Source organism: Yoonia vestfoldensis DSM 16212 (genome assembly GCF_000382265.1).
In the GTDB taxonomy this organism is placed as follows: domain Bacteria; phylum Pseudomonadota; class Alphaproteobacteria; order Rhodobacterales; family Rhodobacteraceae; genus Yoonia; species Yoonia vestfoldensis.
The window spans coordinates 20,450-43,982 of the sequence record NZ_KB907991.1; the positions used below are offsets into that span (position 1 = coordinate 20,450).

Genomic DNA, 23,533 nt, shown 5'->3' on the forward strand with positions numbered 1-23,533 from the left:
GAGTGCCTTAGTAGTTCGAGGTCAGCTGCACACAGGTGCTGGTCGCGGTGTCGTACATGCCGCATTCCAGGGTCTGCCAGTCGCTGGTCCAGGTGGCGCTTTCGGTCAGGAATGGCGACCACGCCTCGCCCGGCACTTCCGGCGTTTGGCTGATGATGTCGAATTGACCATCGGCGCGGATTTCACCGATCAGGACAGGCTTGGACAGGTGGTGGTTGGTGTTCATCACCGCCATGCCGCCCGTGAGGTTCGGGAATTCCTGGCCCCACATCGCTTCGCGCACGGCATCCACGTCGGTGGTGCCGGCCGCTTCGACTGCGTTCACCCACATATTGAAGCCGATGTAATGCGCTTCCATCGGGTCATTCGTCACGCGGTCGGTGCTGCCGATGAATTCGTGCCATGCGGTGATGAAAGCTTCGTTTTCAGGCGTATCGGCGGACATGAAGTAGTTCCACGCCGCCAGATGGCCGACCAGGCGCGATGTGTCGAGACCCGACAATTCCTCTTCGCCCACAGAGAATGCGACGACGGGGATATCATCGGCGCTGACGCCTTGCGCGGCCAGTTCGGTATAGAAGCCCACGTTCGCATCGCCGTTGATCGTGGAGATCACGCCGACCTGCTTGCCGCCCGCGCCCAGTGCCACAACGTCAGAGACGATGGTCGACCAGTCGGCATGACCGAAGGGGGTGTAGTTGACGAAGATATCCTCGGGCGCGATGCCTTTCGACAGCAGATAGGATTCGAGGATGGCATTCGTCGTGCGCGGATAGACATAGTCGGTGCCGAGCAGGGCAAAGCTTTCCACACCCAGTTCGTCGATGAAATAATCAACGGCCGGAATGGCCTGATGGTTCGGCGCCGCACCCGTGTAGAACACGTTGCGAGAGCTTTCCTGCCCTTCATATTGCACCGGATAGAAGAACAATCCGTTCAGTTCTTCCAGCACGGGCAGCAATGCTTTGCGGCTGACGGATGTCCAGGCGCCGAAGATCACATCCACCTCGTCCACGGTCAGCAGCTGGCGGGTCAGTTCGGCGAACAGGGGCCAGTCAGAGGCAGGGTCAACGACCACCGCTTCCAGCTCGCAGCCCAAAAGGCCGCCCTGGGCGTTCTGTTCGGCGACCAACATCTGCATGACGTCGCGCAGCGTGGTTTCGGAAATTGCCATGCTGCCCGAAAGCGAGTGCAGCACACCCACCTTGATCGGACATGCGGCCTGTGCATGGGCAGCGGTGGTCAGCGCAGTAAAAGCGACTGCCGATAATAAAGTCTTTTTCATCATGAAAAACGGGCTCCTGGGGTTGCGCTGCAGACCGCAGGATGGGTCGGTTTGAAAAATGGGTCGTTCAATCCATATCCTCGGATAGCAGCAGTCATGTTGCGCATGTCCGGCATCTGGTCTGGGAGGATCGGCCCGCCGGACATGCTTTGTAACGTTATCGTAACGTCAACATTCGCCGCCTGATGCAGTCTGGCAATGAAACCCTGCACGACAGCGTGACCCGCAAACACAGCGCCGCTTTATCGGACGGAAAGCGCGGCATCTGCACAAATTTTACGCTGCAATGCAGCAACGGGGCCGATCAAACTGTCGTGAATCACATCCAGCTAGCGGGGCGTGCCACCGATCGCCGCCGTTAGACGGGCCGCAGCCGCCATGACGGCCTGCGCCAGTTCTGCGATCTTGTCGTCGGCAATCCGCGTCGTGGGGCCGGACACGGACAGGCCCGCCACAGCCTCGCCTGAAACATCATGGATCGGGACCGCGATGCAGCGCATCCCGAGATTGCGTTCTTCGCCGTCGAAAGCATAGCCCCGCATCCGGGTCGCGTGCAGATCGGCGATCATCGCCTCGGGGTCGGTCAGCGTGAGGGGCGTGAATTGTTCCAGCTTGCTGGCCGCCAGAACCCGGCGCTGGCGCGCATCATCCATATGCGCCAGCAACGCCTTGCCGATACCCGAGGCATGCATCGCCGACACCGTGCCGGGCGGAAAGAACGCGCGGATCGTCGCATGGGTTTCGACCTGCCCCAGAAACAGCACCTTGCCGTCGCGTTCGATGCCAAGGTTGGCGGTCTCGCCGGTCGCTTCCATCAGGTCGCGCATGATGGGCCGCGCGCGTTCGACCAAGGACGTGCGCCGCAGGAATTGCGATCCGGTCAGGAATGCCGCCGCCCCGATGGACCAGACCTGCGCCTGCCGGTCGAAATCGACGAAACCGCGCCCCTGAAACGTGGTCAGCACGCGATAAACGGTTGCGGGCGATTGGCGCAGGGCGCTGGCGATTTCCGACAGGGTGCCGCCCTGCATCTCGCCCAGAGCCACCAATACCTCCAGCGCGCGGTCCAGCGATTTGACCGTGTTCTGCGCCGCCTTGTCGTCCCATGCCTTGGGGCGACCGCGGGTTTTTCGGGCTTCATGCTGCAAGTGCGAAACTTTCTGAAATATATTTTCACCATATGAAAAACGTAACTGCATGGCAACGTTTGTTTTTCCACGAAATAGGCGGCCAGACAGCCGTATTTCAAAAAAATTGAGCCGCAGCGCAGGCTCTGCGAAAGTTGTGGCAACCCTAATGGAGGATAGGCGATGAGCTTTCAGAATCCGGTCTTCATCCCCGGCCCGACGAACATGCCGGAATCGATCCGCAAAGCCTGCGACATGCCGACGATCGACCACCGGTCGCCCTTGTTCGGCCAGATCCTGCATCCGGCGCGCGCGAACGTGCAAAAGGTTCTGAAATCGGACAGCGCCGAGGTGTTCATCTTTCCATCCACCGGCACCGGCGGCTGGGAAACGGCGATCACCAACACGCTGTCCGCCGGTGACACGGTGCTGGCCGCGCGCAACGGCATGTTCAGCCACCGCTGGATCGACATGTGCCAGCGGCACGGGCTGGACGTGCAGATCGTGGAAACCCCGTGGGGCCACGGCCTGCCTGCCGACCGCTACGCCGACGCCTTGCAGGCCGACAAAGCCCACAAGATCAAGGCCGTGCTGGCCACCCACAACGAAACCGCCACAGGCGTGAAATCCGACATTGCCGCCGTGCGTGCGGCGCTTGATGCGGCGGATCATCCTGCATTGCTGTTCGTCGATGGCGTCAGTTCCATCGGATCGATGGATTTCCGTTTTGACGACTGGGGCGTCGATATCGCCGTGACCGGATCGCAAAAGGGCTTCATGCTGCCTGCGGGTCTGGCCATTCTGGGGTTCAGCGCCAAAGCACGGGCCGCGACGAAAACCGCCGGGCTGCCGCGCACGTTCTTTGACGTGAACGATATGGCGAAAGGCTATGACAACAGCGCGTTCCCCTATACGCCGCCTGTGGGGTTGATGAACGGCTTGCTTCTGGCCTCGGACATGCTGCTGCGCGAAGGGTTGGACAACGTCTTTGCCCGCCACACCCGTATCGCCAGCGGTATTCGTGCGGCGGTGCATGCCTGGGGGCTGGACTTGTGCGCCGCGACACCGGACCTTTATTCCGACACCGTCAGCGCGATCAACACGCCCGCAGGTTTCAACGCGACCCAAATCGTCAACCATGCGGCCAGCGCCTATGGTGTGGCCTTCGGCACAGGATTGGGCGAGGTTGCGGGCAAGGTGTTCCGCATCGGCCACCTGGGCAGCATGACGGATGTGATGGCCTTGTCCGGCATCGCCACTGCGGAAATGTGCATGGTCGATCTGGGGCTGGATATCAAACTCGGGTCCGGCGTGGCAGCGGCGCAAGAGCATTATCGCCGCACGACCGGTCAGGCATTGAAGGATGCAGCGTGATGAAAGACCTCGATATGTATATCCCGACCTATGACGACGTGATCGCCGCCCACGACCGCATCAAGCCATACATCCACCGCACGCCGGTTCTGACATCCAGCTATCTGGACGATTTGATCGGCGCGCAATTGTTCTTCAAATGCGAGAACTTTCAAAAGGCGGGGGCCTTCAAGGTGCGCGGGGCGTCGAACGCCGTGTTCGGCCTGTCGGATGCGGAGGCCGCCAAAGGTGTGTGCACCCATTCATCGGGCAACCATGCGCTGTCGCTGTCCTATGCCGCAGGGCGGCGGGGCATCCCCTGCAACGTGGTCATGCCCCGCACGGCACCTGACGCGAAAAAGGCGGCCGTGCGCGGCTATGGCGGGATCATCACGGAATGCGAACCCTCGACCACATCGCGCGAGGAGGTTTTTGCGCAGGTGCAGGCCCGCACGGGCGGCGATTTCGTGCATCCCTACAACGACCCCCGCGTGATTGCAGGCCAAGGCACGTGCAGCCGTGAATTCATGGAACAGACCGATGGTCTGGACATGATGGTCGCGCCCATCGGCGGGGGCGGCATGATTTCGGGCACCTGTCTGACCCTATCGCATCTCGCACCTGAAGTGCAGATCATCGCATCCGAGCCGGAACAGGCCGATGACGCCTATCGCAGTTTCAAGGCGGGCCATATCATCGCCGATGACGCGCCGGTGACGATTGCGGATGGTCTGAAGGTGCCGCTGAAAGACCTGACATGGCATTTCGTCAGCAACCATGTGACCGATATCTTCACCGCGTCCGAGGCGGAAATCATCGCCGCGATGAAACTGACGTGGGAACGGATGAAGATCGTGATGGAGCCAAGCTGCGCTGTCCCGCTGGCCACGATCATCAAGAACCGCGAATTTTTCAAAGGCAAGCGTGTCGGTGTCATCATCACCGGCGGCAATGTCGATCTGGATAAACTGCCTTGGATGCAAGGCGTAGGGAGGACAAAATGAACGATATGAGCAACCTGAAGAACCTTGAGGTCGGCTACGACATCCCCGCCCTGCCGGGCATGGACGAGGCCGATATCCAGACACCTTGTCTGGTGCTGGATTTGGACGCGCTGGAACGCAATATCAAGAAAATGGGCGATTTTGCCAAATCCCACGGCATGCGCCACCGCGTGCATGGCAAGATGCACAAATCCGTCGATGTGGCCTTGTTGCAGGAAAAACTGGGCGGGTCGGTCGGTGTCTGCTGCCAGAAAGTGTCAGAGGCCGAGGTCTTCGCCCGTGGCGGCATCAAGGATGTGCTCGTCAGCAATCAGGTCCGCCACCCCGCCAAGATCGACCGTCTGGCGCGTATCCCGAAACTCGGCGCACGTGCGATCTGCTGTGTCGATGACATCGCCAATGTGGCCGATCTGTCGGCTGCGGCAGTCAAGCACGGCACGCAGATCGAATGTCTGGTCGAAATCGACGTGGGCGCGGGCCGCTGCGGTGTGCAATATGGTGCGCCTGTGGTGGAACTCGCCAAGGCGATCAACGCCGCACCGGGTCTGAAATATGCGGGCATTCAGGCCTATCAGGGGGCGATGCAGCATCTGGACTCTTACGCCGAACGGCAGGCCAAGACGCAAGTGGCCATCGATCAGGTGCGCGAAACGCTCGACCTGCTGAAGGCCGAAGGGATCGAGAGCGATATCGTCGGCGGCGGCGGCACAGGCTCCTATTATTTCGAAAGCGCGTCCGGCGTGTTCAACGAATTGCAGTGCGGGTCCTATGCCTTCATGGATGCCGATTACGGCCGCATCCTCGACAAAGATGGCAAGCGGATCGACAAGGGCGAATGGGAAAATGCGCTGTTCATCCTGACATCCGTGATGAGCCACGCCAAGGCAGACAAGGCCATCGTCGATGCAGGGTTGAAGGTGCAATCCGTCGATAGCGGCCTGCCGCTGATCTATGGCCGCGATGATGTGACTTACGTCAAATGTTCGGACGAGCATGGCGTTGTCGCGGACCCGCATGGCGTGCTGAAGGTCAACGACCGTCTGAAACTGGTCCCCGGCCATTGCGACCCGACCTGCAATGTCCATGATTGGTATGTCGGTGTGCGCGGCGGCAAGGTCGAAGTGGTCTGGCCAGTGTCCGCGCGGGGGAAGGCCTACTGACGTAGGCCGCCTCCCGGCGGGGAGTATTTTTGGAAAAAAGAAGTTGGGGGGGCGTCATGATCATTGTGCCGGAACGCGAGATTGCGGGGCTGCTGGGGCGCGCAGATGCTTACATGGCGGTCGAAGCGGTCTTTGCCGCGATGGCATCGGGGGACGCGCGCAATTTCCCCGTGATCCGTGAGGCGATTGGCCATGCCGATGCGCTTTACGGGTTCAAATCGGGGTTTGACCGCGCGGGGCTGGCGCTGGGGCTGAAATCGGGCGGCTATTGGCCCGGCAATGCGGCCAAGGGGCTGACCAACCACCAGTCCAGCGTGTTCCTGTTTGATGCGGACACGGGCAAGTGCCGTGCTGTCGTGGGCGGCAATCTGTTGACCGCCTTGCGCACGGCGGCGGCGGCGGCAGTGTCGATCAACCATCTGGCGCGGGTGGATGCGCGGGTGCTGGGGATCGTCGGCGCAGGCCATCAGTCGGTGTTCCAGCTGCGTGCGGCATTGGAGCAGCGCGATTTTACGCGCGTTGTGGCGTGGAACCGCGATCCCGCGAAACTGGCGCGGCTGTCGGATGTGGCGGCGGAACATGGGTTGCCGTTTGCGGCGGTCAGTCTGGCGGAACTCGGGGCGGCGGCGGATGTGATCATCACGATCGTATCGGCCCATGAACCTTTGCTGATGGATGCCCATATCCGCCCCGGCACGCATATTTCCTGTATGGGGACCGACACCAAGGGCAAGCAGGAGATCGACGCCGCGATCTTTGCCCGCGCGTCCGTGTTCACCGACGAGATCGCCCAATCCACCAGCATCGGCGAGGCGCAGCATGCGGTGGCGGCGGGGATCATTTCTGCGGACCGGATCACGGCTTTGGGCGCGGTGATCAACGGCACGCATCAGGGCCGGACCAGCGCAGACGAGATCACGATTTTCGACGGCACAGGTGTCGGCTTGCAGGATCTGGCAGTCGCCTCTGCCGTGGTCGACCTGGCGGTCACCCAAGGTGTGGCGACAATCGTCGATTTCTAGGCGACGATCCGGTAGGGCACGGCAAACTGGTGTTCTTCCAGATTGGCCCCTGCGCCGATCCGGTCGATCACGGCGAACAGCCCCGGGCCCGCAAGCGGCGTCAGCACGCCATGCCATGTGCCACGGTGGAAATTGATCCCTTCACCAGGGGCCGTGACAAAGGCCTGCGGCACCAGATCGTCACCTGCGACGACGACCAAAAAGCCGTCCATGCTCATCGGGATGAAGGCCTGCGACCCGAGCGGGTGCCGTTCGATCAGGTCGAGCTGGTAGGGCAAGGCCCGCAACTCCGACCGGAACAGGCTGATGCCGACCCGCCCGTCGCCCACATCCACCTGCGCGCGGTCGTGAAACCGCCCGCAAAGGCCCGCGTTGATAATCCGGTCAGGCAGGCCGTCGCAATTCAGCACATCGCCGAAAGGCGCGAAGGCGGCAGCGGTCAGCGGCTGGACACGGATATCCGTCATCGTGGCAACAGCGCGCGCAGGCGGTGCAGCGCGATCCGTTCGACCTGACGGCAAGCCTCGGCCAGTTCGGACGCGCGGTCGTTCTGCAGCCGCGCGGCAAAGGCCGCCATGATCGACGGCTTGTCGTGGTCGCGCACCGCGATGATGAAGGGAAAGCCGAACCGATCCAGATAGGCCGCGTTCTGCGCCTGAAACGCCGCGCGTTCGGCATCGGTCAGCGCATCAAGCCCGGCGCTGGCCTGTTCGGCGGTGCTGTCGGGCGTCAGGCGTTTGGCGGCGGCCAGTTTGCCCGCAAGATCAGGATGCGCGTTCAGCACGCCCAGCCGTGCGTCGTCACTTGCCGAGCGGAACACACGGCAGAGCGCATTGTGCAGGCCAAGTGCCGTGTCATGCGCAGGCCCCAGTTCCAGCCCATGCGCGCCTGCGGCGATCCATGGCGAATGTTCGAACACGCCACCGTAAGCCGCGGCAAAGGCATCGCGGTCCATCTGCGACGGACGGGTAAACCGCTGATGCGGATGCTGTGCCGCCCAATGATCGGCGATCTGGGCGCGGGTGGCGAACCACACGCCCTCATGCCCCTGCGCATAGTCGATGAACTGGCGCAACGCCTCGGCCCGCCCAGGTCTGCCGATCAGGCGGCAGTGCAGACCGATCGACATCATCCGCCCGCCTTCGCGGTAGAGCGTGTCGAAACTGGCCTTGAGGTAATCCAGAAACTGCGCGCCCGCGTTGAAGCCCTGCGGCGTGGCAAAGCGCATGTCGTTGGCGTCAAGCGTATAGGGCACGATCAGCTGGTCATGCCGCCCGATTTCCACCCAATAGGGCAGATCATCGGCATAGCTGTCGGCGACATAGGCGAATTGCCCGGTCTCGGCGGCAAGGCGCACGGTATGGACCGAACAGCGCCCCGTGTACCAGCCGCGCGGCGGGGTGCCTGTGACCTCGGTGTGCAGGCGGATCGCCTCCAGCATATCGGCGCGTTCGACATCCTCGGGGGCGTCCTTGTAGTCGATCCATTTCAGCCCGTGGCTGGCGATTTCCCAACCGGCATCCTGCATCGCGGCGACCTGTTCAGGCGCGCGGGCCAAGGCTGTCGCCACGCCGTAAACCGTGACCGGGAGGGCCGCCAGCATCCGGTGGAGCCGCCAGAACCCCGCGCGCGCGCCGTATTCATAGATGCTTTCCATGTTCCAGTGCCGCTGGCCGGGCCAGGCAGCGGCGCCCACGATTTCGGACAAGAACGCCTCTGACGCGGCATCGCCGTGCAGGATGTTGTTCTCGCCGCCTTCCTCGTAATTCAGGACGATCTGCACGGCGATACGCTCGCCATCGGGCCAGTTGGCGGCGGGCGGTTCGGCACCATGGCCGGTCATGTCACGAGGATAGCGTTGCACCTGTGGTCTCCTGCGGATCATCCACAGGCTTTGTGCCGGAGCTTTGGGCAGTTTTGCAAGCCCGCATCGCCACAGGGCACGCCCCGCGATTTTCCGCTGGCGCGCGACCCGACAAGGCGACAAGATCGGGTGCTGACGCGAAGAGGGAACCGACCGATGTACGATGTTGCGATCTTGTGGGAATGGCTGGCCTTTGCCGTGCGCTGGCTGCATGTCATCACGGCCATCGCATGGATCGGATCGTCGTTCTATTTCATCGCACTTGATCTAGGACTGAACCGCAACATCCAAGGCCCCGCCGATGGCGAGGAATGGCAGGTCCACGGCGGTGGTTTCTATCATATCCAGAAATACCTCGTCGCCCCCGATGCGATGCCCGACCACCTGACCTGGTTCAAATGGGAAAGCTATGCGACCTGGCTGTCAGGGGCGGCCCTGCTCGCTGTGGTCTATTGGGTCGGGGCGGAACTCTATCTGATCGACCCCGCCAAGGCGGATCTGGCGATCTGGCAAGGGATCCTGATTTCCGCCGCCTCGCTTGGTATCGGCTGGGTGATCTATGACCAATTGTGCAAATCCCCCTTGGGTGACAAGCCCACGGTGCTGATGCTGCTGCTGTTCGCGCTGCTGGTGGTCATGTCCTGGGGCTATAACCAGATCTTTACAGGCCGTGCCGCGCTGCTGCATCTGGGGGCCTTCACCGCAACGATCATGACGGCCAATGTGTTCTTCATCATCATGCCCAACCAGCGGATTGTGGTGGCCGACCTCAAGGCCGGGCGCAAACCCGACCCGAAATACGGCAAGATCGCGAAGCTGCGATCCACCCACAACAACTACCTGACGCTGCCGGTGATCTTCCTGATGCTGTCGAACCATTATCCGCTGGCCTTCGGGACGCAATACGCCTGGGTCATCGCAGCACTTGTGTTCCTGATGGGCGTCACGATCCGGCATTATTTCAATTCCATGCATGCACGCAAAGGCAAGCCCACATGGACATGGGCGGTCACCGCAATCATCTTCATCGTGATCGCATGGCTCTCGACCTTCCCCGGCCACGACACCTATGAAGACGCCGAGGCGCGCGCGCTGACAGCCTACGAACAGCGGTTCGCCAGTGCCGCCGGGTTCGAGGACGCGCATGACATCGTCATCGGGCGCTGTTCGATGTGCCATGCACGCGAACCGGTCTGGGGCAACATGCAATGGGCGCCAAAGGGCGTGTTTCTCGAAACCGAAGCCGATATCGCCCACCACGCCCGCGCGATCTATCTGCAATCGGGGATCAGCCACGCGATGCCGCCTGCCAATGTCACCGGCCTGCCCGATGAAGACCGCGCGACACTCGCCGCATGGTACCGCGCCGCAACAGACTGATCATCGTTCGAGTCCGTCAATTCGCGCTAAGCGCGATTTGACGTAAATCCGCGGGGGAGCCCGCAGGGCGGGGGCGGCAGCCCCCTACACCTTTGCTGCGTCGCGGATCGCGCGGATATTGGCACCATAGGGCGCTGGATCACTGACCGACCCGCCGCGGAACACGGCCGACCCTGCGACCAGCACATCGGCACCTGCCGCCGCCACCAATGGCGCGGTCGTGGGATCAACACCGCCATCGATCTCGATATGGATGGGCCGGTCGCCGATCATCGCGCGCAGCTGGCGGACCTTGTCCACCTGACTATGGATGAACTTCTGCCCGCCGAAACCGGGGTTCACCGTCATCACGCAGACCAGATCGACCATGTCGAGCAGGTATTCCACGGCGGCGGCGGGTGTGGCGGGGTTCAAGGCCACACCGGCCTTGGCACCCGCGCCGCGGATCGCCTGCATCGTGCGATGGATATGGGGACCCGCCTCGACATGGGCAGTGATGATATCGGCACCGGCCTTTGCGAATGCCTCGATATAGGGATCGACGGGGGCGATCATCAGATGCACGTCCATCACGCCCTTGATATGGGGGCGGATCGCGGCACAGGTCGCAGGGCCAAAGGTGATATTGGGCACAAAATGCCCGTCCATCACATCGACATGGACCCAATCGGCGCCCTGCGCCTCGATTGCGCGGCATTCGGCGCCGAAATTGGCGAAATCAGCCGACAGGATCGATGGCGCGATCTTGATGGAACGGTCGAAAGGCATCGGAAATCCCCCTGGATACTGCTGCCTGCGGCATAAACCGGGCGGGTGGCCTTGTCACGCCAAGATGCACCCGCGAATAGATGCTGCATCGCAGAAAAACCTGTGCTAGTTTGCCCCCATGACCCAGATCCTGCGCCATGCCGACATTCTGCGCGCCGATGCGCAGGTCCATCTGACAAGGGCGACCTTGACGGCGGAGCGGCCAAGGGCGCTGCATGGGCATGATTTTTATGAACTTTTCTGGGTGCAGAACGGCAAAGTCCGCCATCACCTGCCCGAAGGCGCGCAAACGCTGGCCGAAGGCAGCGTGGTGTTCCTGAGCCCCGGCCAGACCCATGCGCTGCAAGGGCGCGGCGAACATGCGCTGGTTGTCTCGCTCTGCCTGCATCCCGCATTGGTCAAGGCGCTGGTGAAACGGCACCCCTCGCTTGCGGGACACCTGTTCTGGTCGGCCAAGGGGATTGCACAGCATCACCGCGATATCCGCGAACTGGCCGCGCTGAACCATGCCGCCGTGCTGCTGGAACGCAGCCGCTGCGACACCATTGCCGCCGAGGCGTTCCTGCTGCCGCTCTGCGCCGAACTGACCGGCGAAATCTATCCGGCAGACGCGCCCGACTGGCTGGTGCGGGCCTGCCGGGCGGCGCGCGATCCGGCCGTGTTCCGTGACGGGGCCGCAGGGCTGGTGGCGCTGACCGGCAAGGCGCATCCGCATGTCAGCCGCAGCATGCGCAAGCATTTCGGCATGACCCCGTCCGATTACATCAACCGGATCCGGATGGACCACGCCGCGCGCGCCCTGACCACCGATGCCGATTCCGTGGGCCAGATCGCCGCCGATTGCGGCATCCCGAACATGTCGCATTTTCACAAGCTGTTCCGCGCCGCCTATGGCGACACGCCGCTGCAATACCGCCAGAAACTGCAACGTCAGGTCGTGCAGCCGCCATAGTGTTTGACCATTTGGTCAAAACTTGCCAAGTCATCTGCAAAGTGCCACGTTTCCCGGGCAATGCAGGAGGCCAACTTGCAAACAACCACGACCCCGCCCGCGGTGGCGCATCTGCCGCAACTGCACCTTGCCCGCAACCAAGGTACGCCGCTTGACCTTGATTGGGTGATGGCGGTGCAGGCCAATACATCCGCCATCGAACGGCGCGCAGCGACCCTGCCGGGGCGGCGCAGCGTGAAAAAGGATTATCAGGCGGCGTGGCTGTGCAAGGCGATCAGCCTGATGGACCTGACAACGCTGTCGGGCGACGACAGCGCGGGCCGCGTGCGCCGTCTGTGTGCCAAGGCACGCCAGCCGGTACGCGCCGATATTCTGGACGCTCTGGGCATGCAGGGTCTGACCACAGGGGCGGTCTGCGTCTATCACGACATGGTCGCCACCGCTGTTGATGCGCTGGCAGGCTCGTGCATTCCGGTTGCCGCTGTCAGCACCGGCTTTCCGGCTGGCCTGTCGCCGTTTCACCTGCGCATTGCGGAAATCGGCGAAAGCGTCGCCGCTGGCGCGCAGGAAATCGACATCGTCATCAGCCGCCGCCATGTGCTGACCGGCAACTGGCAAGCACTTTACGATGAAATGCGCGAAATGCGCGCGGCCTGCGGCGATGCCCATGTGAAAGCGATCCTCGCCACGGGCGAACTCGGCACCTTGCGCAATGTCGCGCGCGCGAGTCTGGTTTGCATGATGGCGGGGGCGGACTTCATCAAGACCTCGACCGGCAAGGAACCTGTCAACGCGACCCTACCCGTGACGCTCACAATGATCCGTGCGATCCGTGATTATCACGACCGGACCGGCGTAATGGTCGGCTACAAGCCCGCAGGCGGGATCAGCAAGGCGAAGGATGCACTGGTCTATCTGTCGATGATCAAGGACGAGTTGGGCGACCGCTGGCTGCAACCCGATCTGTTCCGCTTTGGCGCGTCCAGCCTTTTGGGCGATATCGAACGGCAACTCGAACATCACGTCACGGGTGGCTATTCCGCCCAGTGGCGGCACGCGATTGGATAAAGCCATGACGATCAAGGACATTTTCAACACGATGGATTACGGCCCCGCCCTTGAGAGCAAGGCAGAGGCGCTGGCGTGGCTGGCAGAGCATGACAATCTTGTCGGCCATTTCATCGCTGGCAAATGGACGCCCGCGCGCGATGATTTCGCGACCTCCAATCCCGCGACGGGCGAAAAGCTGGCCGGTGTCACCAAAGGCACCTCTGCCGATATCGCGGCCGCTGTTGCTGCCGCGCGCAAGGCGCAGACCGCTTGGGCCAAATCGGGGCACAAACGCGCCCGTGTGCTTTATGCCATCGCGCGGCTGATGCAGAAACATGCGCGCCTGCTGGCGGTGATGGAAACGCTCGACAACGGCAAGCCGATCCGCGAGGCCCGCGATATCGACGTGCCGCTGGCGATCCGGCATTTCTATCATCACGCGGGCTTTGCGCAGCTGATGAAGGACGAACTGCCCGACCGCGAAGCGCTCGGTGTGTGCGGCCAGATCATCCCGTGGAATTTCCCATTGCTGATGCTGGCGTGGAAGATCGCGCCTGCGCTGGCGATGGGCAATACGGTGGTGTTGAAACCTGCCGAATACACCCCTCTGACTGCGATGGTGTTTGCCGATATCTGCACGCAGGCGGGTGTGCCTGCGGGTGTCGTCAATATCGTCATGGGCGACGGTGAAACGGGGGCGGCGCTGGTCGCGGCGGATGTCGACAAGATCGCTTTTACCGGATCGACCGACGTTGGCCGCAAAATCCGCGAAGCCACGGCCGGATCGGGCAAGGCGCTGTCGCTCGAACTGGGGGGCAAGTCGCCGTATATCGTGTTCGACGATGCCGATATGGATAGCGCCGTCGAAGGCTTGGTCGATGCGATCTGGTTCAACCAAGGCCAGGTCTGCTGCGCCGGTTCGCGCCTGTTGGTGCAGGAAGGCATCGCGGATCGGTTCTATGCCAAGCTGAAGGCGCGCATGGACGGGCTGCGCATCGGCGATCCTTTGGACAAATGCATCGACATCGGCGCGATTGTCGATCCGGTGCAACTGGCGCAGATCACCAAGATGGTCAGCGGCAATACCGAAGGCGAGACCTATCAGACAAAGGCACCGGAGGGCTGTTTCTACCCCCCCACCCTCATCACCGGATTGTCGCCCGCATCGCATCTGATGCAGGAAGAAATCTTTGGCCCCGTGCTGGTGGCGACGACCTTCCGCACGCCGGTCGAGGCGGTCGAGATCGCCAATAACACGCGCTATGGGCTCGCGGCGTCGGTCTGGTCGGAGAATATCAACCTAGCCCTTGATATCGCGCCGAAGCTGGCGGCGGGAATCGTCTGGATCAACGGCACCAATATGATGGATGCCGCCGCCGGTTTCGGCGGTGTGCGCGAGAGCGGGTTCGGACGCGAAGGCGGCTGGGAAGGGCTGGCGGGTTACACGAAACCCAAAGCAACGGCAAAACCGCTCAAGCAGATCGCCGCCTTCACGACGACCGACGGCACGCCCGCCGACCCGCTGGACCGGACGGCGAAGCTCTATATCGGTGGCAAACAGGCGCGGCCCGATGGCGGCTATTCGCGTGCGGTCTTCAACCCGCGCGGCAAACTGCTGGGCCATGCGTCAGAGGCAAACCGCAAGGACCTGCGCAACGCGGTCGAAGCGATGAATGCGGCGAAAGGCTGGTCGAAATCCACCGGCCATCTGCGCGCGCAGATTCTCTATTACATCGCGGAAAACCTGTCGGCGCGGGGCGACGAACTGGCCAAGCGCATCAAGGACCTGACCGGAAAATCCGGCACGGACGAGGTTGAATCCACCATCCGCGCGCTGTTCACCTTTGCCGCGTGGGCGGATAAATACGACGGCAAGGTCCACGGCGTGCCGATCCGCGGTGTGGCACTCGCGATGCACGAAGCGGTCGGCAATATCGCGGTGTTCTGCGAAGATGCATCACCCCTGCTGGGGCTGGTCACACCGATGGCCGCGGCGATCAGCATGGGCAACCGCGTGACGCTGATGGCCTCCGAACCTTTCCCGCTGATGGTCGCGGAAATCTATCAGGTGCTGGAAACTTCCGACCTGCCCGGCGGTGTCGTCAATATCCTGACCGGCGATCATGCCGATCTGGCGGGCCATGCCGCCAAGCATCAGGATATCGACGCGGTCTGGACGTTTTCGGGAGCGGATATTTCGGCCACGATCGAAAAAGGCAGCGCCAGCAATCTCAAGCGGACCTGGGTCAACAACGGCACTGCCGTCACCCCCACCGCGCGCGACTGGCTGGCAGCCGCGACCGAAGTCAAGAATATCTGGATACCCTACGGCGAATAATCATTTGCGCCCGAACCAACGGGCCAGCCTGCTGCGGCGTTCGGCCAGATCGGCCTGCGCCTCATCTATCCGGTGCGTCGCGGAATCGAGCACCGGATCTACCGCGCGTTCCCACAACTGCCGCCACATCGCGCGCAGAAACAGGAAGGCGATCAGCAGGAACACGAAAAACGTGATGTTGAACCACGGAATGATCGTCACTTCCGGTCCGTCTACCACGCGCAAGCCGATTGCATTGGGATAGATGCTGAGCCAGCGGTTGCGCCAGCCGTAATGCGTTACCACGACCCAGGCATCACCGCGCGCCAGATTGGCGGCCTCTGCCTGCAGATCAGCCGAGTTGAACTTGAAATAGGGCGGCCAGATCCAGCCCGTATCCTCGTTGCGGTAGACCATGACGCGCGAACTATCGCGCTGGATGAACCCCAGCAGAAAGGTGTTCTGTTTCTGGGTATTGATCAGCCGCAGGTCGCGGGTGTCGGGGGTCGCGGACCCGCTGTCGGGACTGGCAAAGAAGATGCGGTTGAACGACCCCAGATCGGTGCGGATCACCTCGGTCGAGGTGACCTTGACCACGTCATGCTGCGGCAGCACGTAATGCAGGAACATGGCGACGACGGCCAGAACCAGCAGGCGGAAGACGAATTTGACGCGGGCCATGGCAAACCTCAGTTCATGTTGATCGCATAGATGATGGACCCGATCACGATTGTCGGCACCACGTAGACCAGGCCGACCAGTTTCGGCCGGATCGACGCGTTATAGGCTTCCATTCCGGCGGTGACAAACGCATCGCGGGCCTCGCGGTCCGCACCAGCGGGATTGGCGGCGTCAAAGGATTTTTCAAGGTTTTCCTTGCGAACCGACCGGGCATAGATCGCGACCGACCAATAGATGACCGTCAGCGCAATAAAGCCGAAGATCGCCAGCTTGATGAATGCCATGTCCGCTCTCCCTTGGTGTTGCCCTACGCTGCTAAGTAATGCCGGATCAGCCGATGCCAAGACGGCGCGCGCGCTACCACGTCTTGTGGACCCACTTGCGCGGCAGGCCTGCGACCGACAGCAGCATGATCGGTGCCCATATGATACCCGCGATCAGCCCGAGACCGCCGAAAGACACCACGTTGTGCCCGATCCCCTGATCCAGCAATTCGCGCACCGGCACGCCCTGCCAGACATAAAGGCAAAAAAAGAACACCGCGCTCAGGATGCACATGACCATCGTTGACAGCACCGCATTCGCCATGAGGGCAGGCACGCCTTCGGGCAGGACACGCGCGAGCAGGCGCGGCACGGCAAACCCAAGGATCGCGAGGATCAGGGCGGGCAGAAACAGCCCGTCGGCTATCATGTTACCCATGCCACTTGCACCCTTGCCAGATCATCGCCCGCCTCTCCTGCCGGTTGCCGGTTCTTGACACGGGCCGGCAATTCCACCCAATGCTGGAGGCAATTTTGCCATGAAAGGACCGTAAAATGCCAGCCACCATCGTGCAGGTGACCAAGGACGGCGCAACGCCCGAGGTCAGCCGTCCCGCCGCGGAAAAGCTCATCGCAGGCGATCCGGTCTTTACGACGTGGAATCTCGAGGAGGCAGGCGGCCTTTATGCTGGGATCTGGCAATCTACCCCCGGCAAATGGCGGATCAGCTACGATGAATGGGAATATTTCACCGTGACTGCGGGCAAATCCATCATCACCGCAGACGGCGGTGATCCAATGGTGATGACTGAAGGCGACAGCTATATTATTCGCCCGGGCTTTGCCGGGATGTGGGAAGTCGTCGAGACGACCGTCAAGGACTACGTCATCCGCCTTTAGGACTGACGCCTAGATCATCCCCGGTGACAGCGCGTCGAAATCCGGCGGGCGGTCCATCGCCTCGGCATCCGGACCGATCAGCTCTTCGGCGGCGATCATCTTTGGCGGCAATTCAACGCCACGGCCGTAATTCTCGGGATCGACGCGGAGCGATTCTTCCGGCGAGCGGATCAGCACCGGCATCGGTGCTTCGATCTGGTTGTAAAGATGGATGATGTCCTGATTGAACAGGCGGATACAGCCCGCAGACCCTGAATTGCCGATGGATTGCAGGTCGTTGGTACCATGAATACGGTAATATGTGTCGCGCCCGTTGCGGAACAGGTAGAGCGCGCGCGCACCCAGGGGGCTGCGCAGACCGCCCGGAATACCGCCCCGGAATTCGCCGTAAACCTCGGGTTCGGTGCGCAGCATGTTCTGGGTGGGTGTCCAGCTTGGCCAAGCGCGTTTGAACTGCATCGTCGCCCGCCCCCGGATCGACCGGCCTGCACGGCCAACACCCACCGGATAGCGTGTCGCTGTGCCGTCGGCCTTCACGTGATAAAGGAACTTGGCATAGGGATCGACGTCGAGCGAATTCGGCGGTGCCTCACCCTGATAGATGCCCGACATGCGGCGGTTCACGCCCTGCAGGAACTCGCTAGGGATACCCGGCAGGTTATATCCGGCATCAAAGATCGGGGCATAGCCTTCGACCCAGTCTTCCTGTGCAGGCAATTCTGGTGCTGGCGTGGTGTCGTCCATTTGTGGCGCACAAGCGGCGGCGGTGCTGCACAGCACCATCGCGCCAAAAGCACGCCGACTGATATCATTCGGCAAAATCATGCGGCATTCCTTGTTTGTTAACCAAGGTGTTACCACCACGTCCGCAGGCAACGGAACGGAGCACGGGCGAAATCATGCGAATGATCGACGAATTGTGACTTTAAGTGACAGTCTGGAGGCTGAAACCGGCGATCTGGGCCGATTTCAGCCGATGATCATGCGACGATATTGAAGGCGGGACCATAGGGATAGCCCGTAATGTCCTGATTCCCGTCATCGGTGATGAACAGGATGTCATGTTCGCGGTATCCGCCCGCCCCCGGCTGGCCTGCGGGAACAGTCAGCATCGGCTCCATCGAGATGACCATGCCGGGTTCCAGTACGGTTGGAATATCCTCGCGCAGCTCCAACCCCGCTTCGCGCCCGTAATAATGCGACAGCACGCCAAAGGAATGGCCATAGCCAAAGGTGCGGTATTGCAGCAGGTCGCGGTCAGCGAGGAAGGCGTTGATCTTGGCCGTGATCTCGGAACACACCGCGCCCGGCACCAGCAGGGACATGCCGTATTGATGGGCGGCGACGTTTGCTTCCCAGATGGCAAGGCTGGCTGGATCGGCTTCACCCACGAAAAGCGTGCGTTCGAGCGCTGTGTAATACCCGCTGATCATCGGAAAAGTGTTCAGCGACAGGATATCGCCGTGTTCCAGCCTGCGCGATGTCACAGGGTTATGCGCGCCATCGGTGTTGATCCCCGACTGGAACCAGACCCATGTGTCACGGTATTCGGCCTGCGGAAAACGGGCGGCGATTTCCAGTTCCATCGCGTCGCGGCCTGCCATCGCCACGTCAATCTCGCGCACGCCCGGTTTGATCGCATCGCGGATTGCATAACCGCCAACATCGGCCACGGCAGCCCCTGCGCGGATCAGGTCCAGTTCGGCAGGCGATTTGCGCATCCGCTGCGCCATGGTCTGCGCCGCCAGATCGACCAGCCGCGCGGGTTGCAGATTGTCGCGCAGCGCCAGCCGGATCGCCACCGTCAGATGGTCCGATTCGTAGCCCAGCACCTTGCCCAAGCCTGTCACTGACCGCACCGCGCGCCAGTAATTGGTGCGGTCCCAATCGGTATAGGTGATCGCATCCCCATAGGACCGCCGCCACGGCTGACCCGCATCGATGCCCGCGCTGATCGTCACGCAATCGGTCGGTGTCACGACCAGCCCGTATTGGCGGCCAAAGCTGCAATAAAGAAACCCCGAATAATAGGCGATGTTCTGCATCGAGGTGAAGAGCACCGCCTCGACCCCCGCCTTTTCCATGACCGCGCGCAGGCCCGTCAGCCGTGCCTCGTATTCGGCAGGGGCAAATGGCAGGGATTTTTCACCTTGGTGGAATGTGTAGAATTGCGGACGCGCTGTCATGGCGGACCCTTTCCTCAAAGGTCCCGGCGTTCAGGACGGACAAAGCCAGAGGCAGCGACGCCATCGCCACGATGTAGTGCTAGCGCAGCCCGCGCAGCCGATCAAGTCAGTCTGTCGCCCAAGGTCAGCCCGCGCAGCACCTCGGTCGCGAGCATGGCGCGCTTGCCTTCGCGTTGGGCGGTGGTGACCGTCACCGCCTCTGTGGCGCAGGCGATGGTGAACCCGTCCAGCACCGTGCCGGGGGCGGCATCGCCCTGCGCCACGACAGCACCCAACAGCTTGACCCGTTCGCCCGCCACATCGCACCACGCCCCCGGAAACGGCGACAGACCGTTGATCTGGCGCGCGACGGATGCTGCGGGCTGCGCCCAATCCACGCGCGCCTCGGCCTTGTCGATCTTGGCGGCATAGGTGACGCCTTCGGCGGGCTGGGGCTCCGCTGTCAGATCGGGCAGACGGCGCACCGCGTCGACGACCAGCCGCGCGCCCATCGCTGACAGCCGGTCATGCAAGGCACCCGTCGTGTCATCGGGCGCGATGTCGGTTGCTTCGCGCAGCAGGACAGGGCCGGTGTCCAGCCCCGCCTCCATCTGCATGATGCAGATTCCGGTTTGCGCGTCGCCCGCCATGATCGCGCGGTGGATCGGGGCCGCGCCGCGCCAGCGCGGCAGAAGCGAGGCGTGGATATTCAGGCACCCCAGACGCGGCGCATCGAGCACCGCCTGCGGCAGGATCAACCCATAGGCCACGACAACCGCGATATCGGCGTTCAGGTCGGCAAACTCTGCCTGCGCCTGCGGGTTGCGCAGCGACACAGGGTGGCGGACAGGCAGGCCCAGTTCCAACGCGCGCAGATGCACCGCCTGCGGGCGGTCTTTTTTGCCACGGCCTGCGGGACGGGGTGGCTGGGTATAAACAGCGGCGATATCATGCCCTGCCGCGACCAGCGCATCCAGCACTGGAACCGAAAACTCCGGCGTTCCCATAAAGACGATGCGCATGGTGTTTCCCTTGGATCAGATCGCGGCTTTAGCGGCGATTTTATGTGCTTTCTTGATCAGCATATCACGGCGCACCTTGGTCATCCGATCAAAGAACATCCGCCCCGCCAGATGGTCGATCTGGTGCTGCACCGAGGTCGCCCAAAGACCGACGAAATCCCGTTCCTCAACCTCACCTACGGCGTTCAGAAACCGCACCGTCACCGCGCGGGGGCGACTGATGCGCGCCCAGACGCCGGGCAGATTGGGCGAGCCTTCCTCATGGTCACGAAATTCCACCGAACTGTGCAGGATCTCGGGGTTCGCCATGCGCACCGCCTGCCCCCGCGCAGAGGAAGCATCGACAACCGCCAAGGCCAGCCCGACGCCAAGCTGCGGCGCGGCCAAGCCGACACCGGGCATGGTATCCATCGCCACGATCATTTCATCCCACAGCGCGCGGATATCATCCGTGATCGCCGCAACAGGCTGCGCAGGGGTGCGCAACACCGGATGCGGCCAGGGCACATAAGCCCGATGCATCATTGCGCGACCCCAATATCGGTGATCAGCACGCCATCCAGATGGTCATATTCATGGCAGATGCAGATCGCCTCGACCCCGTCGAACCGGCCTTGCTGCACCTCGCCCGCGATATCCTGCCAGCGCAACTCGACCCATGTCGGACGGGCGACGGCAAAGCTGCGTCCGGGAATCGACAGGCACGCCTCGACCCCCGTGGCGGTGCTGTCGGCCCGCGCGACGATCTGCGGATTGACGAAGGCTTGCGGCGTGGGGTCGCCTTCTTTCCATGTCGTGTCGATCACAAAAACGCGCTGCGACACACCCACCTGCGGCGCGGCCAACCCACGGCCGGGCGCGGCATACATGGTCGCCAGCATCTCGGCGACGAGCAGTGCCAGATCATCGTCGAAAGCCGTCACAGGGGCCGCCACGGCACGCAGCACCGGATCGCCGTCAAACCGCAAATCCAGTGCCATGCCGTTACCCCCGGGCCATTTCGCGTTTCAGTTTCTGCATTTTGCGGGTGATCATCTGGCGTTTCAGCGGACCCAGATGGTCGATGAACAGCTTGCCGTCCAGATGGTCGATCTCGTGCTGCACGCAGGTCGCCCAAAGCCCGTCAAAGCGGGCGCGCTGCGGCTTGCCGTCAAGGCCCAGCCACGCCACCTCGACCTCGGCGGGCCGCGTCACTTCGGCATATTGTTCGGGGATCGACAAACAGCCCTCGTCGTAGGTGGATGTCGCCTCCGATGTCCAGACGATCTCGGGGTTGATCAGGACCATGGGTTCGGGTGTCGCCTCGGCGTCTTTCTGGCAATCCATCACGATGACGCGGCGCATCACCGCGACCTGCGGTGCCGCCAGCCCGATACCCGGCGCGTGATACATGGTTTCGAGCATGTCATCGGCCAGCCGCCGCAGGTCATCATCGATCGATGCGACGGGGGCGGTCACCTTTTTCAGGCGCGGATCGGGATGAATCAGGATGGGGCGAATACTCATGCCAGCGCATTTAGGCCGCGGCGCGCAGAAATGCAACGCGGACCGCTTGCACAGCGCCACCAGCGGGATAGGCTGGCGCAAACACGAGGAACCGCCCATGTCATTCAACACGCCCATCGACCGCCGCAACATCAACAGTTCCAAATGGGACAAGATGGAACAGCTGTTCGGCGTGTCGCCAAAGGACGGGCTGGCGATGTGGACCGCCGACAGCGATTACCCCACAGCACCCTGCGTTCTGGCCGCCATCGACCGCGCACGCGCGCATGGCGTGTTCGGCTACGGGATCGACGGGACAGATTATACCGATGCGATCACATGGTGGATGCAGAACCGGCATGGCTGGACAGTGGACCCTGACTGGATTCTTTCGACCCAAGGGCTGGGCAATGCCATCGCGCTATCGCTGCAATTGTGGTCGGAACCGGGCGATGCCGCCGCGATCTTCACCCCTGTTTACCATGAATTCGCCCACAAGATCACCCGTGCGGGCCGTGTCGTCACCACCTGCCCGCTGGTGCGCGACGGCGATACCTATGTGCTTGACCTCGATGACGCCAAGGCGCGGCTGACCGGCCGCGAAAAGCTGCTGATCTGGTGTTCGCCGCAAAACCCGTCGGGACGGGTCTGGACCACGGCCGAATTGCGCGCCGTCGCCGCCTTTGCGCGCGACAACGGGATGCTGCTGATCAGCGATGAAATCCATCACGATCTGGTCTACCGCGACCATGATTTCGTGCCGATGGCCGTGGCCGCCCCCGATTTCGCGGACAACACCGTCTATCTGACAGCCGCGTCCAAGACTTTCAACATCGCAGGCCAGCGCACCGGCAACATGATTATCCCCAACGCGCAGTTACGCGGGCAGGCGCAGGCCGGGCAAGCGATGATGGATTACAAACCGGGATGCCTTGCCATCGCGATGATCACCGCCGCCTATTCCCCCGAAGGCGCGGCATGGGCCGATGCGCAGATGGACCACCTGCAGGCCAACCGCGACCTGTTGCAGGACGGTCTACGCGCGATTCCGGGCGTCTGGTCGATGCCGCTGCAATCGACCTATCTGGCCTGGGTGGATTTTTCAGGCACCGGCATGGACCATGCCGAGATCGCGGCGCGCATCCGGGACGAGGCAAAAATCGCCGTCTCGCCCGGTCCGGCCTTTGGCACCGGCGGCGAAAGCTTTATGCGAATCAACTTCGCCACGCAGCGCCATGTGGTCGAGGACGCGGTCGCGCGCCTGCAACACGCGTTCCGCGACCTGCAATAGAGCGGTCAGTTGCGGTTTTCGATCAGCCCTGCCGGCACAAAGTCAGGATGCACGAAATCCGCAGCGGGCCTGTCGGCGACCGGCGTGAGCCATTTGAATTCGAACACCCGTTCATCGTCATCCTCGACAGCGGACACCACAAGACATTGATACAGATGCTTCGGCCCGTCATATATATCGACATGCCCGCGCAATTTGTCGGACCCTTCGATGTCCAGCGCGAACCCGCCATCCCAGAGCCGCCGTATACGATAGGTCGCATCGCCATCGCGCACAGACAGGCGATCCTTGCGGCGCAAGGCGGCTTTACGCGCGTCTTCCAATCCCTTGCGCACAGCTTCCGGTAAAAACGTATACATGCGAATCCTCCACTACTTCCGTAAGTGTGGACCCACAAAGGTAAAAATCAAGTAACGGCATCCGCCGCAACGCAGCGTGGTGCAG

The 23,533-nt window shown here is 62.3% G+C and carries 25 protein-coding genes; 10 read left to right on the plus strand and 15 right to left on the minus strand.

Annotated features, from left to right (window positions below; genetic code table 11):
* Positions 1-7: 7 nt before the first annotated feature.
* Positions 8-1,288: an urea ABC transporter substrate-binding protein gene (gene urtA / locus H147_RS0116195; protein WP_019956441.1), complete on the minus strand. Its 1,281-nt coding sequence runs from the start codon at positions 1,286-1,288 to the stop codon at positions 8-10.
* Positions 1,289-1,614: 326 nt separating this feature from the next.
* Positions 1,615-2,433: an HTH-type transcriptional regulator BhcR gene (gene bhcR / locus H147_RS0116200; RefSeq protein ID WP_019956442.1), complete on the minus strand. Its 819-nt coding sequence runs from the start codon at positions 2,431-2,433 to the stop codon at positions 1,615-1,617.
* Between the two features lie 162 nt (positions 2,434-2,595).
* Here bhcR and bhcA point away from each other — a divergent pair, with 162 nt between their 5' ends.
* The 4 genes from bhcA to bhcD are packed head-to-tail and all read left to right on the plus strand — an operon-like array spanning position 2,596 to position 6,951.
* Positions 2,596-3,786 carry an L-aspartate--glyoxylate aminotransferase BhcA gene (bhcA, locus tag H147_RS0116205; protein ID WP_019956443.1) on the plus strand — a complete coding sequence of 397 codons (1,191 nt, stop codon included), beginning with the start codon at positions 2,596-2,598 and terminating at the stop codon, positions 3,784-3,786.
* Entirely contained in the window at positions 3,786-4,769 is a 984-nt protein-coding gene (bhcB, locus tag H147_RS0116210) for a beta-hydroxyaspartate dehydratase BhcB (protein ID WP_019956444.1), read from the plus strand. The genes bhcA and bhcB overlap by 1 nt, the downstream gene beginning before the upstream one ends.
* A complete protein-coding gene (bhcC, locus tag H147_RS0116215) occupies positions 4,766-5,929 on the plus strand; it encodes a 3-hydroxy-D-aspartate aldolase BhcC (RefSeq protein ID WP_019956445.1) in 1,164 nt (387 codons plus the stop codon). Before bhcB ends, bhcC begins: the two co-directional genes overlap by 4 nt.
* A 56-nt stretch (positions 5,930-5,985) precedes the next feature.
* Positions 5,986-6,951: an iminosuccinate reductase BhcD gene (gene bhcD, locus H147_RS0116220; protein ID WP_019956446.1), complete on the plus strand. Its 966-nt coding sequence runs from the start codon at positions 5,986-5,988 to the stop codon at positions 6,949-6,951.
* Here the strand turns inward: bhcD and H147_RS0116225 are convergent.
* Both H147_RS0116225 and puuE read right to left on the minus strand, forming a co-directional pair.
* The gene (locus tag H147_RS0116225) at positions 6,948-7,418 is read right to left on the minus strand and encodes an ureidoglycolate lyase (RefSeq protein ID WP_019956447.1); all 471 of its coding nucleotides are present in this window, start codon (positions 7,416-7,418) and stop codon (positions 6,948-6,950) included. The genes bhcD and H147_RS0116225 overlap by 4 nt on opposite strands.
* A complete protein-coding gene (gene puuE, locus H147_RS0116230) occupies positions 7,415-8,815 on the minus strand; it encodes an allantoinase PuuE (protein ID WP_375342057.1) in 1,401 nt (466 codons plus the stop codon). Before puuE ends, H147_RS0116225 begins: the two co-directional genes overlap by 4 nt.
* Before the next feature lie 156 nt (positions 8,816-8,971).
* Between puuE and H147_RS0116235 the strand changes: the two genes are divergently transcribed.
* The gene (locus H147_RS0116235) at positions 8,972-10,195 is read left to right on the plus strand and encodes a urate hydroxylase PuuD (protein WP_019956449.1); all 1,224 of its coding nucleotides are present in this window, start codon (positions 8,972-8,974) and stop codon (positions 10,193-10,195) included.
* Between the two features lie 84 nt (positions 10,196-10,279).
* On the opposite strand, the gene rpe is transcribed toward H147_RS0116235, so the two are convergent.
* Positions 10,280-10,963 (minus strand): ribulose-phosphate 3-epimerase, encoded by a 684-nt coding sequence (rpe, locus tag H147_RS0116240; RefSeq protein WP_019956450.1) that lies wholly within the window; start codon positions 10,961-10,963, stop codon positions 10,280-10,282.
* Between the two features lie 118 nt (positions 10,964-11,081).
* Here rpe and H147_RS0116245 point away from each other — a divergent pair, with 118 nt between their 5' ends.
* The 3 genes from H147_RS0116245 to H147_RS0116255 are packed head-to-tail and all read left to right on the plus strand — an operon-like array spanning position 11,082 to position 15,303.
* The gene (locus H147_RS0116245) at positions 11,082-11,915 is read left to right on the plus strand and encodes a helix-turn-helix transcriptional regulator (RefSeq protein ID WP_019956451.1); all 834 of its coding nucleotides are present in this window, start codon (positions 11,082-11,084) and stop codon (positions 11,913-11,915) included.
* A gap of 60 nt (positions 11,916-11,975) precedes the next feature.
* Positions 11,976-12,983, plus strand: a complete 1,008-nt coding sequence (deoC, locus tag H147_RS0116250; protein WP_019956452.1) for a deoxyribose-phosphate aldolase — start codon at positions 11,976-11,978, stop codon at positions 12,981-12,983.
* A gap of 4 nt (positions 12,984-12,987) precedes the next feature.
* Positions 12,988-15,303, plus strand: a complete 2,316-nt coding sequence (locus tag H147_RS0116255) for an aldehyde dehydrogenase family protein (protein WP_019956453.1) — start codon at positions 12,988-12,990, stop codon at positions 15,301-15,303.
* On the opposite strand, the gene H147_RS0116260 is transcribed toward H147_RS0116255, so the two are convergent.
* The 3 genes from H147_RS0116260 to H147_RS0116270 all read right to left on the minus strand — a co-directional run bounded on the left by H147_RS0116260 (position 15,304) and on the right by H147_RS0116270 (position 16,665).
* Positions 15,304-15,963, minus strand: a complete 660-nt coding sequence (locus H147_RS0116260) for a DUF1523 family protein (protein WP_019956454.1) — start codon at positions 15,961-15,963, stop codon at positions 15,304-15,306. It abuts the gene before it with no gap.
* Positions 15,964-15,971: 8 nt separating this feature from the next.
* On the minus strand, positions 15,972-16,247 hold the full coding sequence (locus tag H147_RS0116265) for a hypothetical protein (RefSeq protein WP_019956455.1): 276 nt from the start codon (positions 16,245-16,247) through the stop codon (positions 15,972-15,974).
* 73 nt (positions 16,248-16,320) lie between these two features.
* On the minus strand, positions 16,321-16,665 hold the full coding sequence (locus tag H147_RS0116270) for a hypothetical protein (RefSeq protein ID WP_026352621.1): 345 nt from the start codon (positions 16,663-16,665) through the stop codon (positions 16,321-16,323).
* A 116-nt stretch (positions 16,666-16,781) separates the two neighbouring features.
* On the opposite strand from H147_RS0116270, the gene H147_RS0116275 reads away from it, so the two are divergent.
* Positions 16,782-17,126, plus strand: coding sequence for a cupin domain-containing protein (locus tag H147_RS0116275; protein ID WP_019956457.1), 345 nt, complete (start codon positions 16,782-16,784; stop codon positions 17,124-17,126).
* 9 nt (positions 17,127-17,135) lie between these two features.
* On the opposite strand, the gene H147_RS0116280 is transcribed toward H147_RS0116275, so the two are convergent.
* The 6 genes from H147_RS0116280 to def (H147_RS0116305) form a co-directional block, all read right to left on the minus strand.
* A complete protein-coding gene (locus H147_RS0116280) occupies positions 17,136-17,951 on the minus strand; it encodes a L,D-transpeptidase (protein ID WP_019956458.1) in 816 nt (271 codons plus the stop codon).
* Positions 17,952-18,106: 155 nt separating this feature from the next.
* Positions 18,107-19,312 (minus strand): aminopeptidase P family protein, encoded by a 1,206-nt coding sequence (locus H147_RS0116285; RefSeq protein ID WP_019956459.1) that lies wholly within the window; start codon positions 19,310-19,312, stop codon positions 18,107-18,109.
* A gap of 101 nt (positions 19,313-19,413) precedes the next feature.
* Positions 19,414-20,313: a methionyl-tRNA formyltransferase gene (gene fmt, locus H147_RS0116290; protein WP_026352623.1), complete on the minus strand. Its 900-nt coding sequence runs from the start codon at positions 20,311-20,313 to the stop codon at positions 19,414-19,416.
* A gap of 15 nt (positions 20,314-20,328) precedes the next feature.
* Positions 20,329-20,838: a peptide deformylase gene (gene def, locus H147_RS0116295; RefSeq protein ID WP_019956461.1), complete on the minus strand. Its 510-nt coding sequence runs from the start codon at positions 20,836-20,838 to the stop codon at positions 20,329-20,331.
* Positions 20,835-21,293: a peptide deformylase gene (gene def, locus H147_RS0116300; RefSeq protein ID WP_019956462.1), complete on the minus strand. Its 459-nt coding sequence runs from the start codon at positions 21,291-21,293 to the stop codon at positions 20,835-20,837. Before def (H147_RS0116300) ends, def (H147_RS0116295) begins: the two co-directional genes overlap by 4 nt.
* 4 nt (positions 21,294-21,297) lie before the next feature.
* Positions 21,298-21,819: a peptide deformylase gene (gene def / locus H147_RS0116305; RefSeq protein ID WP_019956463.1), complete on the minus strand. Its 522-nt coding sequence runs from the start codon at positions 21,817-21,819 to the stop codon at positions 21,298-21,300.
* Between the two features lie 97 nt (positions 21,820-21,916).
* On the opposite strand from def (H147_RS0116305), the gene H147_RS0116310 reads away from it, so the two are divergent.
* A complete protein-coding gene (locus H147_RS0116310; protein ID WP_026352624.1) occupies positions 21,917-23,089 on the plus strand; it encodes a MalY/PatB family protein in 1,173 nt (390 codons plus the stop codon).
* Between the two features lie 5 nt (positions 23,090-23,094).
* Here H147_RS0116310 and H147_RS0116315 read toward each other — a convergent pair whose 3' ends face one another.
* A complete protein-coding gene (locus H147_RS0116315; protein ID WP_019956465.1) occupies positions 23,095-23,448 on the minus strand; it encodes a hypothetical protein in 354 nt (117 codons plus the stop codon).
* Between the last annotated feature and the right edge of the window lie 85 nt (positions 23,449-23,533).

Bases quoted from the DNA above. Each gene is read 5' to 3' on its own strand.
- urtA (WP_019956441.1), bottom strand. From the start codon at position 1,288: ATGATGAAAAAGACTTTATTATCGGCAGTCGCTTTTACTGCGCTGACC.
- bhcA (WP_019956443.1), top strand. From the start codon at position 2,596: ATGAGCTTTCAGAATCCGGTCTTCATCCCCGGCCCGACGAACATGCCG.
- bhcB (WP_019956444.1), top strand. From the start codon at position 3,786: ATGAAAGACCTCGATATGTATATCCCGACCTATGACGACGTGATCGCC.
- bhcC (WP_019956445.1), top strand. From the start codon at position 4,766: ATGAACGATATGAGCAACCTGAAGAACCTTGAGGTCGGCTACGACATC.
- bhcD (WP_019956446.1), top strand. From the start codon at position 5,986: ATGATCATTGTGCCGGAACGCGAGATTGCGGGGCTGCTGGGGCGCGCA.
- H147_RS0116225 (WP_019956447.1), bottom strand. From the start codon at position 7,418: ATGACGGATATCCGTGTCCAGCCGCTGACCGCTGCCGCCTTCGCGCCT.
- H147_RS0116235 (WP_019956449.1), top strand. From the start codon at position 8,972: ATGTACGATGTTGCGATCTTGTGGGAATGGCTGGCCTTTGCCGTGCGC.
- rpe (WP_019956450.1), bottom strand. From the start codon at position 10,963: ATGCCTTTCGACCGTTCCATCAAGATCGCGCCATCGATCCTGTCGGCT.
- H147_RS0116245 (WP_019956451.1), top strand. From the start codon at position 11,082: ATGACCCAGATCCTGCGCCATGCCGACATTCTGCGCGCCGATGCGCAG.
- deoC (WP_019956452.1), top strand. From the start codon at position 11,976: ATGCAGGAGGCCAACTTGCAAACAACCACGACCCCGCCCGCGGTGGCG.
- H147_RS0116255 (WP_019956453.1), top strand. From the start codon at position 12,988: ATGACGATCAAGGACATTTTCAACACGATGGATTACGGCCCCGCCCTT.
- H147_RS0116260 (WP_019956454.1), bottom strand. From the start codon at position 15,963: ATGGCCCGCGTCAAATTCGTCTTCCGCCTGCTGGTTCTGGCCGTCGTC.
- H147_RS0116265 (WP_019956455.1), bottom strand. From the start codon at position 16,247: ATGGCATTCATCAAGCTGGCGATCTTCGGCTTTATTGCGCTGACGGTC.
- H147_RS0116270 (WP_026352621.1), bottom strand. From the start codon at position 16,665: ATGGGTAACATGATAGCCGACGGGCTGTTTCTGCCCGCCCTGATCCTC.
- H147_RS0116275 (WP_019956457.1), top strand. From the start codon at position 16,782: ATGCCAGCCACCATCGTGCAGGTGACCAAGGACGGCGCAACGCCCGAG.
- H147_RS0116280 (WP_019956458.1), bottom strand. From the start codon at position 17,951: ATGATTTTGCCGAATGATATCAGTCGGCGTGCTTTTGGCGCGATGGTG.
- H147_RS0116285 (WP_019956459.1), bottom strand. From the start codon at position 19,312: ATGACAGCGCGTCCGCAATTCTACACATTCCACCAAGGTGAAAAATCC.
- fmt (WP_026352623.1), bottom strand. From the start codon at position 20,313: ATGCGCATCGTCTTTATGGGAACGCCGGAGTTTTCGGTTCCAGTGCTG.
- def (WP_019956461.1), bottom strand. From the start codon at position 20,838: ATGATGCATCGGGCTTATGTGCCCTGGCCGCATCCGGTGTTGCGCACC.
- def (WP_019956462.1), bottom strand. From the start codon at position 21,293: ATGGCACTGGATTTGCGGTTTGACGGCGATCCGGTGCTGCGTGCCGTG.
- def (WP_019956463.1), bottom strand. From the start codon at position 21,819: ATGAGTATTCGCCCCATCCTGATTCATCCCGATCCGCGCCTGAAAAAG.
- H147_RS0116310 (WP_026352624.1), top strand. From the start codon at position 21,917: ATGTCATTCAACACGCCCATCGACCGCCGCAACATCAACAGTTCCAAA.
- H147_RS0116315 (WP_019956465.1), bottom strand. From the start codon at position 23,448: ATGTATACGTTTTTACCGGAAGCTGTGCGCAAGGGATTGGAAGACGCG.